Origin of the sequence: Pedobacter cryophilus, from assembly GCF_005116455.1 — a bacterium.
Classification (GTDB): Bacteria; Bacteroidota; Bacteroidia; order Sphingobacteriales; family Sphingobacteriaceae; genus Pseudopedobacter; species Pseudopedobacter cryophilum.
This window is the reverse complement of sequence record NZ_SWBP01000004.1, coordinates 122,373-137,860: the sequence shown is the minus strand read 5'-3', so window position 1 is coordinate 137,860 and position 15,488 is coordinate 122,373. Positions and strand designations below refer to the sequence as shown.

General features: G+C 35.4%; 14 protein-coding genes. 7 read left to right on the top strand and 7 right to left on the bottom strand.

Annotated features, from left to right (window positions below; all coding sequences use genetic code 11):
• Window position 1: 1 nt before the first annotated feature.
• Both rsmH and fmt read left to right on the top strand, forming a co-directional pair.
• Window positions 2-1,051: a 16S rRNA (cytosine(1402)-N(4))-methyltransferase RsmH gene (rsmH, locus tag FA046_RS12060; RefSeq protein WP_136826776.1), complete on the top strand. Its 1,050-nt coding sequence runs from the start codon at window positions 2-4 to the stop codon at window positions 1,049-1,051.
• A gap of 1,307 nt (window positions 1,052-2,358) precedes the next feature.
• On the top strand, window positions 2,359-3,276 hold the full coding sequence (gene fmt, locus FA046_RS12055) for a methionyl-tRNA formyltransferase (RefSeq protein ID WP_205943645.1): 918 nt from the start codon (window positions 2,359-2,361) through the stop codon (window positions 3,274-3,276).
• A 154-nt stretch (window positions 3,277-3,430) separates the two neighbouring features.
• On the opposite strand, the gene FA046_RS12050 is transcribed toward fmt, so the two are convergent.
• Together FA046_RS12050 and FA046_RS12045 are read right to left on the bottom strand one after the other, a co-directional pair.
• A complete protein-coding gene (locus FA046_RS12050) occupies window positions 3,431-4,276 on the bottom strand; it encodes an aminotransferase class IV (protein ID WP_136826775.1) in 846 nt (281 codons plus the stop codon).
• Window positions 4,277-4,327: 51 nt separating this feature from the next.
• The gene (locus FA046_RS12045; RefSeq protein WP_136826774.1) at window positions 4,328-5,350 is read right to left on the bottom strand and encodes an RluA family pseudouridine synthase; all 1,023 of its coding nucleotides are present in this window, start codon (window positions 5,348-5,350) and stop codon (window positions 4,328-4,330) included.
• Window positions 5,351-5,550: 200 nt separating this feature from the next.
• Between FA046_RS12045 and FA046_RS12040 the strand changes: the two genes are divergently transcribed.
• The 3 genes from FA046_RS12040 to lat all read left to right on the top strand — a co-directional run bounded on the left by FA046_RS12040 (window position 5,551) and on the right by lat (window position 9,120).
• On the top strand, window positions 5,551-6,639 hold the full coding sequence (locus FA046_RS12040) for a DUF6588 family protein (RefSeq protein WP_136826773.1): 1,089 nt from the start codon (window positions 5,551-5,553) through the stop codon (window positions 6,637-6,639).
• 79 nt (window positions 6,640-6,718) lie between these two features.
• Entirely contained in the window at window positions 6,719-7,603 is an 885-nt protein-coding gene (locus FA046_RS12035) for a 1-aminocyclopropane-1-carboxylate deaminase/D-cysteine desulfhydrase (RefSeq protein WP_136826772.1), read from the top strand.
• 185 nt (window positions 7,604-7,788) lie between these two features.
• On the top strand, window positions 7,789-9,120 hold the full coding sequence (lat, locus tag FA046_RS12030) for an L-lysine 6-transaminase (RefSeq protein WP_136826771.1): 1,332 nt from the start codon (window positions 7,789-7,791) through the stop codon (window positions 9,118-9,120).
• Window positions 9,121-9,195: 75 nt separating this feature from the next.
• Here the strand turns inward: lat and FA046_RS12025 are convergent, their stop codons facing one another.
• A complete protein-coding gene (locus FA046_RS12025) occupies window positions 9,196-9,984 on the bottom strand; it encodes a C40 family peptidase (protein WP_136826770.1) in 789 nt (262 codons plus the stop codon).
• Window positions 9,985-10,038: 54 nt separating this feature from the next.
• Between FA046_RS12025 and FA046_RS12020 the strand changes: the two genes are divergently transcribed.
• Both FA046_RS12020 and FA046_RS12015 read left to right on the top strand, forming a co-directional pair.
• Window positions 10,039-10,506 carry a universal stress protein gene (locus FA046_RS12020; protein WP_136826769.1) on the top strand — a complete coding sequence of 156 codons (468 nt, stop codon included), beginning with the start codon at window positions 10,039-10,041 and terminating at the stop codon, window positions 10,504-10,506.
• Between the two features lie 840 nt (window positions 10,507-11,346).
• Window positions 11,347-12,609, top strand: a complete 1,263-nt coding sequence (locus FA046_RS12015) for an anthranilate synthase component I family protein (protein WP_136826768.1) — start codon at window positions 11,347-11,349, stop codon at window positions 12,607-12,609.
• 56 nt (window positions 12,610-12,665) lie between these two features.
• Here the strand turns inward: FA046_RS12015 and FA046_RS12010 are convergent, their stop codons facing one another.
• From FA046_RS12010 to FA046_RS11995, 4 genes are read right to left on the bottom strand one after another with little or no spacing between them, the layout of a single operon-like run.
• Window positions 12,666-13,475 carry a M48 family metallopeptidase gene (locus FA046_RS12010; RefSeq protein WP_136827039.1) on the bottom strand — a complete coding sequence of 270 codons (810 nt, stop codon included), beginning with the start codon at window positions 13,473-13,475 and terminating at the stop codon, window positions 12,666-12,668.
• A 7-nt stretch (window positions 13,476-13,482) separates the two neighbouring features.
• Window positions 13,483-14,133, bottom strand: a complete 651-nt coding sequence (plsY, locus tag FA046_RS12005; RefSeq protein ID WP_136826767.1) for a glycerol-3-phosphate 1-O-acyltransferase PlsY — start codon at window positions 14,131-14,133, stop codon at window positions 13,483-13,485.
• Window positions 14,134-14,184: 51 nt separating this feature from the next.
• On the bottom strand, window positions 14,185-15,030 hold the full coding sequence (nadC, locus tag FA046_RS12000; RefSeq protein ID WP_136826766.1) for a carboxylating nicotinate-nucleotide diphosphorylase: 846 nt from the start codon (window positions 15,028-15,030) through the stop codon (window positions 14,185-14,187).
• A gap of 47 nt (window positions 15,031-15,077) precedes the next feature.
• Complete coding sequence (locus tag FA046_RS11995) at window positions 15,078-15,464, bottom strand: DUF4783 domain-containing protein (RefSeq protein ID WP_136826765.1); 387 nt, start codon at window positions 15,462-15,464, stop codon at window positions 15,078-15,080.
• Window positions 15,465-15,488: the final 24 nt, after the last annotated feature.

The following is a 15,488-nucleotide window of genomic DNA, read 5'->3' as shown; positions in this document are numbered from 1 at the left end:
CATGGAAGATCAGGAGCCAAAAAGTTCACGCAGGGTACGTTATAAGGGTACACACCCAAAATCTTTTAAAGAAAAATACAAAGAATTACAGCCTGAGCGTTTTTCTGAAGACATCGCAAAAATTGAACAGCAAGGGCGTACGCCAGCCGGAATGCACCGTTCTATTTGTGTGAACGAAATTTTGGAATTTCTTCAAATTGTTCCTGGTCAGGTGGGGATGGATGCCACTTTAGGCTACGGCGGGCATAGTTTAGAAATGTTAAAATGTTTGGTGCCGGGTGGGCATTTATACGCTACAGATGTTGATCCTTTTGAGTTACCTAAAACCAGAGATCGTTTAGCGGCTTTGGGTTTCGGACCAGAAGTGCTTACCATCAAAAAAATGAATTTTTCGGGTATTGATTTAATTGCCGAAGAAGCAGGTCCGCTGAATTTTGTTTTGGCCGATTTAGGCGTTTCTTCTATGCAAATAGACAACCCGGATAGAGGATTTTCATTTAAAGTAGAAGGCCCTTTAGATTTAAGATTGAATCCTAACAGTGGAAAATCTGCTGCAGCTTTATTAAAAACCATTTCTAGAGAATACTTAGAAGCCATATTAATAGAACATTCTGACGAGCCCAATGCGGCTTACATTGCCGAAGATATTATAGATGAAATTAAAAAGGGAAATCCCATTAGTACCACTACACAGCTAAAAGAAGTGATTAAAAATGCTTTAGAGTTTCTTCCGCCGGCAGAGCGTAGCGAAGAAGTAAAAAAAGCTTGTCAACGTTGCTTTCAGGCCTTACGCATTGAGGTAAATAATGAGTTTGATGTATTAGATAAATTTCTAGAAAAATTGCCTTATGCTTTAGCTCCGGGTGGCCGAGTAGCGATACTTTCTTTTCATTCGGGCGAAGACCGCAGGGTTAAAAAATCTTTTCAAGGATTATTTAGAGCGGGCATTTACAATGAAATTGCTCCCGACCCAATTCGAGCCTCGGCACAAGAATCTAACACCAACCCAAGAGCTCGTTCTGCAAAATTGAGGTGGGCGATAAAAGCATAGGTTTTTTTTATTGAATTTGTTATTTTAATTCATAATCTCGCCGCTCATAGCCGCAGAGGCCTAGTCCTTTTGCTTCAGCGCAAAAGGACCAAAACGCCGCCGCTACGCCATTAGCTACAAAGTTTGTGCTTTAACTTCTTCATCACAACCGCTAATGCCAAGGCGGAATAAAACGGTGTACTTCGGTTTGTCTAGTTACTTCTTTGGCTTGAGTTAAATTTACTATTCCAATTGAGATTGTGCCTTTGTAAATTCATTGTGCAGAGCCATTTAGTAGATCTACAACGCAGAGCCACATAGCAAGGATGGCCTATGAAGATTTGGAAAGGAAGACCGATAAATCTTTTGCAGAAACTTTATGAAAGCAGTACCCTCAGCAAACCGACGAGTGTTGCATAGACTTTGTTAATTCACTGCCATTCCCACGGCTTCGGTTTGCGTTTTAAGATTTATTGAGGCTTACTGAACAAATATTCATCAAGCCTTGATTTTTTGGTTACTTTCTTATCAAGAAAAAAGTAACTAGGCATGTCCCGCCATAGGGACGGAGAGGTTTGTGCTTTTAGGAAATTAGTGTTTCAATTAAATTTAGTATTCCAATTCTTACACATCCGGCTCATGCCGCCGGTAGGGCAAATACTTTTTTCTTTAGCTGAAAAAGTATTCAAAAAAGCCACCGCTACGCCGATTGCTACAAAGCTTCTGCAATTTGTTCTTCAATGCTAACCGCAATCGCCAAGGCGGAATAATACGGTGTACTTTGGTTTGTCTGGCTACTTCTGTAGGTTAGAGTTAAATTTACTATTCCAATTAAGTTTATGCCTTTGCAAAACCGATATGCATAGCGACAAAGCAGAGCCAAGTTGCAAAGACGGCCTTTGAAGATTTGGAAGAAAAACCCATTTGGCTTTTGCAGAAACATTCTTAAAGCACAATTGCTAAACAATTTTAAAGAGTGTTGTAGATACTTTAGTAAAGCAGAAACATACACACGGCTCAAAATTGTGCTTCAAAGCCAAATGAGGGTTTTCGATCAAATATTCATCAAGCCTTGATTTTTTGGTTAATTTTTCATCAAGGAAAAAGTGCGTAGCACTCTTGAGAGCCTTAAAAAAACAATAAATAACTCGAAAAAAGTAACTAGGCATGTCCCGCCATAGGGACGGAGAGCCTTGAGCGCTTAATTAAAAAATTTATACTTTCTAAATCCTCAGCTCCTATTATATCTTTGTTAAAATACTTGAAACGCCAAACACGTTAAGGTTGAAAATATTTTTGTTTTAAACAGACTCAAAAGAATTAAACAGATGAGAATAGTTTTTATGGGTACCCCCGATTTTGCGGTGGCTTCTTTAGCTGGGTTGCTAAATGCTGGATTTGATATTGTAGGCGTAATTACCGCTCCAGATAAACCTGCTGGCAGAGGACAAAAATTAAACGAATCGGCGGTTAAAAAATTTGCCGTAGAACATCAATTAAAAGTACTACAACCCGAAAAATTAAAAAACCCAGAATTCTTAGCTGAATTAGCAGCTTTAAAAGCCGATTTACAAGTTGTGGTGGCGTTTAGAATGCTACCAGAAGTAGTGTGGAATATGCCGCCAAAAGGAACCATCAATTTACATGGATCTCTTTTACCCCAATACCGCGGTGCAGCGCCTATTAATTGGGCCATTATTAACGGAGAAAAAGAAAGTGGTGTCACCACATTTTTTCTGAAACACGAGATTGATACAGGCGATATTTTGTTTTCTGAAAAAGTACAAATTACTGAGGAAATGACCGCCGGAGATTTGCATGATGCTTTAATGGAAGTAGGTGCCACTTTATTAACTACTACAGTAAAAGCCATAGAAAGCGGCGATTATCAAGAAAAAGCACAGGAAAGTTTTGGTTTAGCGGAGTTAAAACATGCACCTAAAATTTTTAAAGATGATTGTAAAATCAACTGGAATAAAGGTAACGAAGAGGTTTTTGACCATATCAGAGGATTAAGCCCGTACCCTGCCGCTTTTACAGAATTTTTAGGAAAAGGACTTAAAATTTACCTTGCCGAAAAAGAAGATAAAGAACCCGGTATTTCTGCCGGGGCTTTTTTAACAGATGGCAAAACTTACCTCAAGTTTGCTTCTAAAACCGGATTTGTGTGTGTAAAAGAAATTCAGCAAGAAGGTAAAAAGAGAATGAAAATTGATGAATTTTTACGAGGAATGAGGTTAAGTTAATTTGAAGATGTGAAGATTTGAAGATGCTTTTCTAGCGTTTTAGTAATCTTCTTTAATTTGAAAATATATTAGTTTGAAGATGTGCCGATTTGAAGATACCCTTGTAAACTACTGTAAATTAATCTTCAAATTATCTCATTTTCAAATCTTCAAATCATTTAACTTCCTTATTTAATTTATCAATTAAAAATCGGGAAACCTCATTAAAATATCTTTTGCGGTTAAAACCCATTACCCATTGAATACCTTTACTGGCATTGGTAATAAAAACCTCTTCGGCTTCGTTTAAAATATCCGAATTTATTTGGGCTTCTATCATTGGTAAATCAAACTTTTGCGCCAATTGCATCACCACTTGGCGCATTACGCCACCAATACAACCTTCACTTAAAGCTGGCGTAAACAACTGTCCTTTATAAACCAAAAACACGTTTGCGCTTATGGTTTCACATAAAAAACCATTCTGGTTTAAAATAAAAGCCTCGTCTAAACGCATTTGCGCCTTATAAATCCCAGCCATTACGTAAGTTAAAGAATTACAGGTTTTAAGGTTAGAAAGCTTATTTATAGGTTTAGGAATTTCTTTATAAATATCCATAATTAAGCCTTTCCCATTGATCTCATAAAAAGGAGAATCTGATGGTTGCACTTCTAAAGCGTAAGCATGTTTATTTTGATCTGGAGCATAAAACCCACCTGCATTTCTAAATACCGTTAACCTTAAACGGGCGTTTTGACTAATTTTATTACGCTTGCAAATTTCTTCGGCTTTATCTTTTAAAAAGTAGGCATCCATTTGCGAATAGCCTTCTAATTTTAAAATTTTCATCCCTTTTTGTAACCTGTCGGCATGTAAATCGGCAAAGTTAAGTTTCCCTTTAGCCATCCGCATAGATTCAAACAAGCCATCACCGTATTTAAAACCACGGTTACCTATGTTAAAAATCTTATCCTCTTCATCTAAAATCTCCCCATTATAATTGATAAACTTTTTAGCCATAGCCCTACAAATTTATGATTTGAACGTGGTATTTAACTAAAGCTTTCAAAGCTATTGTAAGTAATTTCTCCATTTTTCTATAACCTGCTTAAAATCAGCCGGAAGTTCGGTTTCAAAGTGAACAAGTTTTTTTTGTGTGGGATGAATAAAGCCTAACGTTTTAGCATGTAGAGCCTGCCTTGGAATAATTTCGAAACAGTTTTCTACAAATTGCTTGTATTTTGCAAACAGCGTTCCTTTTCTAATTTTGTCTCCGCCGTAAGGTGCATCACTAAAAAGCGGATGACCAATATGCTTAAAATGTGCCCTAATCTGATGCGTTCTGCCGGTTTCTAATTCGCATTCTACCAAAGTAACATAGTTAAAACGCTCTAAAACTTTGTAATGTGTAACAGACCATTTTCCTTTTTCAGGATCATCATAAACATCCATCACTTTTCTATCTTTTGCACTTCTACCAATATAGCCGCTAATGGTTGCGTCTTCACTTAAATCTCCCCAAACCAAGGCAATGTATTTTCTGGTAATAGAATGATCGTAAAACTGCTTAGCCAAATAAGTCATTGCTCTTTCGTTTTTACTAATCAGCAACAAGCCAGAAGTATCTTTATCTATTCTATGCACCAATCCTGGTCGGCCATCATTTCCTGGTAATTGTGGTAAAGAATTAAAATGAAATACCAAGGCATTTACCAAAGTACCATTCCAATTGCCATAACCTGGGTGCACTACCATTCCAGCTTCTTTGTTCACCAAAATCACATCTTCATCTTCGTAAATAATTTGAATAGGGATATCTTCTGGATAAACGGCTGTATCTCTGGGTGGGTGAGGCAATACAATGCTAATTTCATCAAAAGGCTTTACTTTATAGCTTGCCTTTATGGGTTTGGTATTTACCAATACATTTTCGGCATCTATTGCATTTTGAATTCTGCTTCGTGAAGCATTTTCTACACGGTGCATCAAAAACTTGTCTATTCTTAATAAAGACTGTCCTTTATCAACAATAATTTTTAAATGCTCATATAAGTCACTTTCCTCTTGTTCTAACTGGTCAAACTCATTATCCATCACACAAAATTAAACCTTTTCGCTTATTCTCACTCTTATTTAAAAAACTGGTATCATAATTGGAATCAGCAACGTAATTACCCTTAATTAGAACCAATAATTATGAGAAATTTTTCTAAAAAATTTGTATTTGTAATGAACTTCTTTCCTTTTCTGATTAAAAAAATATACTTTAGGAACTAACAAAAACAGTTCTAAAAATGAAAAAGTTAAACTACTTTTCAAAAATCACCTTCTTATTAATATTTTGTTTTTTTAGTAATCAAACATTTGCTCAAGGCGATGTTTCTGAACTTATTAAATCAGGACCAGAAGATGCAGCAAAACTCGCCAAAGCTTATTTAAATCCATTTTTTAAAGGTTTAGGTTTTGGAATGAATAGTGGCTGGTACAACTCGGCGAAAGCCAAAAACTTAGGAAAATTTGATCTTAGAATTCAGGCTTCAGCCGCCATGGTTCCCTCATCAGATCAATCTTTTGATATCAGAACTCTTGGACTTTCCAATAAAACCAGATTAAGAAACCCTGCTAATTTTTCTACACCAACTGCATTTGGAGCTAATAATGAAGGCCCTGAATTGGTTTTATATGATAACAACGGTACAGAAGTAGGGTCATTTAATATGCCTGCAGGTTCTGGAATTAAATTTGTTCCTTCCCCGCAGGTACAAGCTACAATTGGAATTATTAAAAATACTGATGTATCTATCAGATATTCTCCAGAAATAGGGAAATCAGAGGATTATGGAACCGTACAAGTATTAGGCTTTGGAATTAAACACGAAATTACCAAGCTTTTGATGCCGGGTAAAACCGAAAAAATTATCCCGATTGACATTGCTATAGCAGCCGGCTACAACCAGATAAAGTATAACTACCAGGTTGCCCAAGCAGATCAAGTTGATGATAGCAATAGTGGCCAAGATCTTAAACAAAGAGTAGAAGGTAAATTTAGTGGCTATACTTTTGACGCTATTGTATCTAAAAAAATAGCCTTATTCACTCCTTTCTTTTCTATTGGATATAACACCGCTAAAACTGATTTAGGTTTATTAGGAAATTATATAGTGAGAACAAGTGCGCCAACTGTGATTAGCCCACTTCCAAACTCTCCTGATAAATTCACCACCTTTACTGACCCTGTAAAATTCAAACAAGATGATATTGCCGGCGTAAGATCAAGCATAGGTTTCTCTTTACACTTAGCTATTTTTAGGTTATACGGAGCTTATAGCATTGGCGAATACCAAGCTTACACCGCCGGAATTGGCTTAGGAATTGGCAAATAAAATTATTTTTCTAACTTATTAATCCTTAAATCAGGTAGCTGATTTAAGGATTTTTTATTGAACAATGTCTTGCATTTAGATGATCGACTTAAAATTTTACAGCCCGGAGGAAGAAATCACTTACGCTCCAATTACCAATCATCATATCCGGCTTTTCATCAAAAGAGACGATTTAATTCACCCCTTTATCTCGGGCAATAAGTGGCGGAAACTCAAATATAACCTCATTACCGCTCAAGAAACTCATAAAAATCACTTGGTTACTTTTGGTGGGGCCTATTCTAATCATGTTTTAGCTACGGCTGCTGCGGGCGCAAAATTTGGTTTTAAAACCACCGCTTTTATTCGTGGAGAAGAAGCTAAAAACTCACTTTTAGATTTTTGTAAACTCTTTGGAATGCAGTTGATTTTTGTAAGCCGAAAAGATTATCTAAATAAAGCAGACTTACACCATCAGCATTTTAACAACGATGATTCAGCTTATTTTTTAGATGAGGGAGGCTTTGGTACCGATGCAGAAAAAGGATGCAGAGAAATTATCACAGAACTTCAGCAAGAATATGATCACATTTTTTGCTCGGCTGGCACAGGAGCCACAGCCGCTGGAATTTTAAATGGAATCTATTTAAAAAAACAGACTACTCAGTTTCATTTAGTGCCCGCCTTAAAAGGTGGGGCTTTATTACAAGAGGCCATTAAACCTTTGTTGATAGCCGATAGCATGTATCCTATTCATGATGAATATCATTTTGGAGGCTATGCCAAAACCCAACCTCCGTTAATTGATTTTATTAAAGATTTCACTAGCAAAACCGGTATTTTATTAGACCCGGTTTATACCGGAAAAACACTTTTTGCGATTAAGGATCTGGCCTCAAAAAATTACTTTAAAAAAGATACTTCCGTTTTAATGATACACACCGGAGGGCTGTTTGGAATTTTAGGAATGTTAGATAAATTTTAGTTTATTGAGAAGAAATTAGTCAAAATATTGCCATATATTATTTGCTTAGTGTAAACCTTGCTTGCTAAACAGTTCAAAATATAGGTTTAAACTGTTTAAACCTATATTTACTTTGAAAGGTTAAAAAGTGCCCATATTTGCCATTCTAAGGCATTTTTAATAAATTTGAACAAACCGAAATTATTATGTACAAATTATCAGTAGCTCCCAATCAGGTTCAAAATATCTTAGGCAAACATTTACTAACCGACGGTTACGATCTTATTTTCGACATGGAAAAAAGTAACGGTGTTAGAATTTACGATTCTAAATACAACCGCTCATTATTAGATTTTTTCACCTGTTTTGCTTCTGTTCCTTTGGGTTATAATCATCCAAAAATGATGGAGGATGAAGAGTTTAAAAAGAATTTGTTTTTAGCCGCAATGGCCAATCCTTCTAACTCTGATATTTATACCACACAATATGCTCAGTTTGTAGATACCTTCTCTAGAGTTGGTATTCCTGATTATTTGCCTCATGCTTTTTTTATTGCAGGCGGCGGTTTAGCCATAGAAAATGCTTTAAAAGCAGCAATGGATTGGAAGGTTCAAAAGAATTTTGCTAAGGGCTACCGCGAAGAAAAAGGACTGCAAGTTTTACATTTTGACCAGGCTTTTCATGGTAGAACAGGTTATACCCTAAGTTTAACCAATACTTTACCAGATAAAACGAAGTGGTTTGCACAATTTAACTGGCCAAGGGTATCAAATCCAAAAATTAAATTCCCTTTTACTGATGATTCTTACGAGGATCTGTTAAAAAGAGAAGCACTTTCAATTGCTCAAATCAAAAAAGCTTTTGAGATAAACAAAGATGATATTTGCGCCATCATTATAGAGCCGGTACAATCAGAAGGTGGAGATAACCATTTCCGTCAGGAGTTTTTAGAACAATTAAGAACTATATGTGACGAAAACGATGCCCTTTTAATTTATGATGAAGTGCAAACAGGTTTAGGTTTAACAGGTAAGTTTTGGTGTCACCAACATTTTGGAGAAAAAGCCCGACCAGATATTATTGCTTTTGGTAAAAAAATGCAGGTTTGCGGTATTTTAGCAGGGAAAAAGTTAGATGAAATAGAAACTAACGTTTTCAATGTTCCATCAAGAATTAACTCTACTTGGGGAGGCAATTTGGTAGATATGGTTCGTTCTTCTAAAATTATGGAAATTGTAGAAGAAGACCAATTATGTGACCATGCTGCCGAAGTTGGCGAATACCTGCAAAGCCAATTATTAAAAATAGCCGAAACAGATGAAAGAGTGGCTAACGTAAGAGGCAGAGGCTTATTAACTTCTTTTGATTTCCCGACCAAAGATTTAAGAGATAAATTTGTTAAAACCGGAATGGAACAAGGCGTGATGTTTTTAGGCTGCGGCAACCAAACCATCCGTTTCCGTCCAGCATTAATTATTCAAAAAGAACATATTGATGAAGGAATGGAAGTGATGAAGAAAGTGTTGAATTTAATATAAATTTAAACCCAATATTTTAAAATCCTAAAACGGAATCTTTATTAGATTGTGTTTTAGGATTTTTTCTACTAAAACCTAAACATACCTCTTCACAATCCTCAAATTGTGAGAATACTTCTGTAGTTCTGTAGAATAAATTCCTTGGTTGTCTATTCTATCAATTTTTACTTTGCCTGAGGCATGAATAATTTGGCTATTATTAAGCATGATACCAACATGGGTAATTTTTCCTTCCTCGTTATCAAAAAAAGCTAAATCTCCAGCTTTGGCTTCGGTTAAAAAATCAACCAATTTACCTTGTTCGGCTTGTTGCGAAGCATCTCTATGTAATTGAATACCCAGCATTTTAAACACAATTTGCGAAAAACCCGAACAGTCTAACCCAAAATGAGTTTTTCCACCCCATAAATAAGGTGCATTTAAAAACATTTTAGCCGTTTCTTGTACGTCTTCTTCAAAATCTTCGTGATTTGGTATAAAAACATTGTTAGAAGTAACCTGATAAAATTCTTTTCCAATCCAAAATTTACCATCGGTATAAAATGGCAAAGTACTGCCGGCTACCAAGTAAAAAGGTTCCTTTAAAGTCCCTTTCAAAATCATGGTGCTTACTTCATTGGTTAAAAACTGAGGCTCACTTTTTAATTCTTCAATAATGCTGTATTCAATAAGGGTCACCTGCTTTTCGTCTAACCAACCTTCATAAGCATCTTCGGTATGCTTAACCTTAAGCCAATATCCTTCCTTGCCTGTAATCTCAAAAGTATCACCAAATAAGATTTGAGAAATCATTTCTGAAGAATGTAAAGGATTTACCCTTAATGGGATAACAGATAATTGACAAATGCCAAAAGAATTTTGCATAATCTTTTTTTGATGGTCTGAATTTTGTGTAAATTAACACAAATCATTTATAACATGGAAAATTTACAGTCTTTTCAAAAAATTTTAATTGCCGTTGACGATTCTAAATATGCACATCAAGCAGCAGCTTATGGCTTTGCCTTGGCTAAAAAATTATCAGCTGATGTGGCTCTGATTCATGTAAACGAAATCCCAATAGCCATGAATGTAACCGGCGATCCTATGTTAGGAGATCCGGGCATGATTTTACCCGACATCATGGATTTACAAAAGAAAGCTTCTCAAGAACTTTTTAATAAATTAAAAGCTGAATTTGGAAGCGAATTGATTACCAATGAGTACATTATTGATGGTTCGGCGTCTAATCAAATAGTAGAAACTGCTAATGAATTTGGTGCTTCTATGATTGTTTTAGGCACACATGGCAGAACTGGTTTTGACCATTTCATATCTGGTTCTGTTGCCGAGAGCGTAAGCAGACATGCAAGCTGTCCGGTATTAATTGTTCCAAATAAAGATTAAAGTAACAGTAAAAAATTTGGAAGTTTTTTATAGGATTTATGTGCCTTCATGGCTAATTTTTAAAACTTGCTATTTCATTTCACGCAAAGGCCGCAAAGTTTAAATCGCAAAGCTCGCAAAGAAAAAAATAAAATATGCGTCCAGCTCTCTGTGAATCTCCGAGCCTCTGTGGTTTATTCTTAGACCTGCTATTCCATTTCACGCAAAGGCCGCAAAGTTTAAACCGCAAAGCTCGCAAAGAAAAATAGAAATATGCGTCACAGCTCTCTGTGAATCTCCGAGCCTCTGTCGTTAATTCTTAAAACTTGCTATTTTATTTTCACGCAAAGGCCGCAAAGTTTAAATCGCAAAGCTCGCAAAGAAAAATAGAAATATGCATCACAGCTCTCTGTGAAACTCCGAGCCTCTGTGGTTAATTCTCAAAACTTGCTATTCCATTTCACGCAAAGGCCGCAAAGTTTAAATCGCAAAGCTCGCAAAGAAAAAAATAAAATATGCGTCCAGCTCTCTGTGAATCTCCGAGCCTCTGTGGTTAATTCTTAAAACTTGCTATTTTATTTTCACGCAAAGACCGCAAAGTTTAAATCGCAAAGCTCGCAAAGAAAAATAGAAATATGCGTCACAGCTCTCTGTGAAACTCCGAGCCTCTGTGGTTAATTCTTAAAACTTGCTATTTTATTTCACGCAAAGGCCGCAAAGTTTAAACCGCAAAGCTCGCAAAGAAAGATAGAAATATGCGCCCAGCTCTCTATGAATCTCTACATCTCCGTGGTTAATTCTTAAAACTTGCTATTTCATTTTTTAAACATTTATTAGAATCATTGGTTACTTTTGTTGTTCATGTTTGTACAAATTAAAGACCTCCAAATTTTCAAAAAAAAAGCTTTAAACTGGGCAAACTCTTTTGAAATTTGTTGTCTTTTAGATTCTAATCAATATCAAGATCCTTATTCCAAATTTGATTTATTAATTGCCGCTGGCACAGTAGATTTCATTTCAAGTAAAGAATCTTCCACTTCTTTTGATCAATTAAATGAATTTAGAAAAAAACATGCTGGTTGGATATTTGGCGGTTTAGGTTACGACCTTAAAAATGAGATTGAAGACCTGAGTTCTAAAAACCCGGATTTCTTAAACTTCCCTGACCTATTCTTTTTTGCCCCTCAACATTTACTCCTCTTAAAAGGAGATGTTTTAGAAATTATAAGCGATGATGCAAAACAAATTTGGAAAAACATCAACGATTTAGATATTGAGCAATCGTTTTTGGCGCCAAAAGTTGATATCAACTGTAGATTTACAAAAACTGATTATTTAGATACTGTTAACGAAATTAAAAAAGAGATTGCTCAAGGAAACATTTATGAAACCAACTTTTGTATAGAGTTTTATGCAGAGCAGATCAACCTACAACCTACTCACACTTTTAATCAATTAAACACCCTTTCTCCTTCCCCATTTTCAAATTATTTTAAATGGTTTGATCAATATATTTTATCGGCTACGCCAGAAAGATTTTTATCTAAAAGAGGTAGAAAACTAATTTCGCAACCCATAAAAGGAACGGCCAAAAGAAGTTTAAATCTTTTAGAAGATGAGCAAATAAAAAAAGATTTGGTTAACCACCCAAAAGAACAGCAAGAGAATGTAATGATTGTAGATTTGGTGAGAAATGATCTTACAAAATCTGCAAAAAAAGGTACCGTTAAAGTGGAAGAACTTTTTGGAGTTTACAGTTTTAAACAAGTGCATCAAATGATTTCTACCGTTGTTTGTGAGTTAGATGATGCTATTTCTAATGCCTATGTTTTAAAAAACTCTTTCCCGATGGGCAGCATGACGGGTGCACCAAAAATTAAAGCCATGCAATTAATGGAAAAATACGAACGTAGCAAAAGAGGGATGTATTCTGGTGCTGTTGGTTATTTTTCGCCAGATGATGATTTTGATTTCAATGTAATTATTAGATCTATTCTTTATAACGAGCGTACAAAATACCTTTCTTTTCAAGTAGGAAGCGCTATTACCTATTATGCCGAACCAGAAAAAGAGTACGAAGAGTGCTTACTAAAAGTGAAGGCTATTTTAGAAATTTTTACATAAAAAAAAAGCTGCCTTAAACTAGTTTAAGGCAGCTTTTTTTATCTTTTCTGGTTATATTATTTTACCGTATAATATTTTTGCGCTTCGGGTAAATATCTTTTTATATCTGCAATTCTGGTAGCATCACTTGGGTGAGTGCTTAAAAACTCAGGTGGACTTTGTCCGTTTTTTTGTGATGCCATTCTTTGCCAAAAATCTACCGCACTTGTTGGATTATATCCTGCCATTGCCATAAAAATTAAGCCTAATCTATCTGCTTCAGATTCTTGCTTTCTAGAGTTTGGTAATAACACACCTGCTTGTGCACCTATGCCAAATACTTGTTGAAAAACATTTGCTCCCGCATCTGTTTTAGTCACAGCCGCTCCGGCTAAAGCACCTAAGCCTTGCGCTAACATAGCATTAGAATATCTTTCGCTAGAGTGTCTTGCAATAGCATGAGCTATTTCATGTCCCATAACTGTTGCTAAACCTGCATCGGTTTGCGTTACAGGTAAAATTCCAGTATAAACAGCTACTTTTCCACCGGGCATACACCAAGCATTTACATCACTGCTCTCTATTAAATTATATTCCCATTGGTATCCTGCAATTTGATCTCCGTATCCATTAGCATTCATGTACTTTACAACTGCTGATTGTATGCGAGCACCAATTTCTTTTACTTTTCTACTTTGAGTAGTATTGTTTACTACTTTAGTTTTTGAATCTGATAAAAATTCTCTGTAACTCTGAGATGCCATTTGTTGCATTTCAGTTTCACTTACCAAACTTGCCTGTCTTCTACCTGTTAAAGGTACTGTAGAACAGGCCGTAAAAAACACTGCTAACCCTAAAATGGTTAACACTTTAAAATTTTTAATCATCTTCATTTTATTGGATTTGTTTCTTTTTAAACAAATTTACTTTGGATTCTTTGCCTCTTAATAAACGCTCAATGTTTTTTTGATGCGTTACTAAAATTAAAATGCAAATGCACATCCCATAAATAATAATTGCTTTTACAGAAACCTGGTATACAAAAATCACACTTAGTGGAAATGTAAAACCAGCAGATATTGAGCTTAAAGAAACATACCTGGTTAAAAGTAAAACAACAGTAAATACAAGAACGCAAAGTAAAGATGCCGGCAAGTGAACTGCCAAAATCATACCAAACAAAGTTGCAATACCCTTGCCTCCTCTAAAACCTGCAAATATTGGGAACAAGTGTCCCATTACCGCTACTATGCCTAAAGCTAATTGATAATTAACATATTGAACAGAATGCTCTGGACCGGTAACAGATAGCCCTATAAAATAGGCTAAGTTGGTAGCTGTCCAACCTTTTGCTATATCTACCAACATTACAGGAATGCCTGCTTTTTTCCCTAACACCCTAAAAGTATTGGTAGCACCAGCGTTACCACTGCCGTACTCCCTCACATCTATCCCATAAAACGCCTGCCCAATCCACACAGCAGACGGTATAGAACCAAATAAATAAGCCAAAAGTAATGCTCCAATAGAGTAAAGAGATATCATGAAGCGTTAATTATATTAATTGTAGATTTTTCAAAAACCAAAATTTTAATTTTATACCACAGCTTTTAAGCTCATGTCTAAACTTTTTACTGAATGTGTTAATGCACCCATTGAAATAAAATCTACTCCGCATTTTGCATATTGCAATGCGTTTTCTTGAGTAATTCCTCCAGAAGCTTCTGTGATAAACTTCCCATCAACTAAAGCAACTGCTTTTTTTAGTTCTTCAAAATTAAAATTATCAAGCAATATTCTATCAACTCCGCCTAAATTAATAACTTCTTGTAGTTCTTTAAGATTTCTCACTTCAATTTCTATCTGTAAATTTAATTGATTTGTCTTTAAATACTCTTGTGCGGCTTTAATTGCTTGAGAAATTCCACCAGCGTAGTCTACATGATTATCTTTTATTAAAATCATATCATACAATCCAAATCTATGGTTAACGCCTCCGCCAATGCGAACAGCCCATTTTTCGAGAAATCTAAGGTTGGGAGTAGTTTTTCTGGTGTCTAAAACTTTTGTTTGAGTAGTAGCCAATTGTTTAACAACACTATTGGTGGTGGTTGCAATACCACTCATTCTTTGCATGGTATTTAAAACCAACCTTTCGGCAGCAAGAATAGATCTTGTATTCCCATTCACCATCAAAACAATATCTCCGTATTTTACAGGAGCACCGTCTTCAATCAAAACATCTACTTGTAAATTAGGATCCACCGCTTTAAAAATATCTAAAGCCAAGGCAACGCCGGCAACAATACCGTCTTCTTTAATTAATAATTTGGCTTTGCCTGAGGCTGTTTCAGGGATAGTAGATAATGAAGTATGGTCGCCGTCTCCAATATCTTCCTTTAACGAATTATAAATAAACTGTTGTAATATATCCTTATCCAATTTTATATTTTTTAGAATCTCAAAAATATAAACTTTTCTAAGTTTCGTTACTCTTTATTTTCTTCTATTCTTATTTGAGTGATATTAAAACTTCCACCGGCATTTTTTAATTCGAAACTTACTCTAAAAACACCCTTCGACGAATTTAAAATAATCACTCCAAATTTGTAATTGGGATTAGAAACCACTTTATGAACAATCTTTATACTTAGAGGAGGATGCTTTACTAAAAAATCTTTTAAAATAAGCTCAGCTTGGTTTGAGGAATATATTTCTTCATTATCTAAGATGGCAAGCTCTACTGTGGATGAAAAATACTTTGAAATTTCTTTTGAGTTACCACTTTTAAATGCTGAGGAAACCTCATCGATAACATCTGAAGCAAAAGTAATTTTAAAAAATAAAAGAAATATTAAAGTAAATGAGGTTTTCATTTGAGTGATTTATACTTTAAAAGC

Excerpts from the sequence above, each read along its gene's own strand:
- rsmH (WP_136826776.1), top strand. The coding sequence starts at position 2 with ATGGAAGATCAGGAGCCAAAAAGTTCACGCAGGGTACGTTATAAGGGT.
- fmt (WP_205943645.1), top strand. The coding sequence starts at position 2,359 with ATGAGAATAGTTTTTATGGGTACCCCCGATTTTGCGGTGGCTTCTTTA.
- FA046_RS12050 (WP_136826775.1), bottom strand. The coding sequence starts at position 4,276 with ATGGCTAAAAAGTTTATCAATTATAATGGGGAGATTTTAGATGAAGAG.
- FA046_RS12045 (WP_136826774.1), bottom strand. The coding sequence starts at position 5,350 with ATGGATAATGAGTTTGACCAGTTAGAACAAGAGGAAAGTGACTTATAT.
- FA046_RS12040 (WP_136826773.1), top strand. The coding sequence starts at position 5,551 with ATGAAAAAGTTAAACTACTTTTCAAAAATCACCTTCTTATTAATATTT.
- FA046_RS12035 (WP_136826772.1), top strand. The coding sequence starts at position 6,719 with ATGATCGACTTAAAATTTTACAGCCCGGAGGAAGAAATCACTTACGCT.
- lat (WP_136826771.1), top strand. The coding sequence starts at position 7,789 with ATGTACAAATTATCAGTAGCTCCCAATCAGGTTCAAAATATCTTAGGC.
- FA046_RS12025 (WP_136826770.1), bottom strand. The coding sequence starts at position 9,984 with ATGCAAAATTCTTTTGGCATTTGTCAATTATCTGTTATCCCATTAAGG.
- FA046_RS12020 (WP_136826769.1), top strand. The coding sequence starts at position 10,039 with ATGGAAAATTTACAGTCTTTTCAAAAAATTTTAATTGCCGTTGACGAT.
- FA046_RS12015 (WP_136826768.1), top strand. The coding sequence starts at position 11,347 with ATGTTTGTACAAATTAAAGACCTCCAAATTTTCAAAAAAAAAGCTTTA.
- FA046_RS12010 (WP_136827039.1), bottom strand. The coding sequence starts at position 13,475 with ATGATTAAAAATTTTAAAGTGTTAACCATTTTAGGGTTAGCAGTGTTT.
- plsY (WP_136826767.1), bottom strand. The coding sequence starts at position 14,133 with ATGATATCTCTTTACTCTATTGGAGCATTACTTTTGGCTTATTTATTT.
- FA046_RS11995 (WP_136826765.1), bottom strand. The coding sequence starts at position 15,464 with ATGAAAACCTCATTTACTTTAATATTTCTTTTATTTTTTAAAATTACT.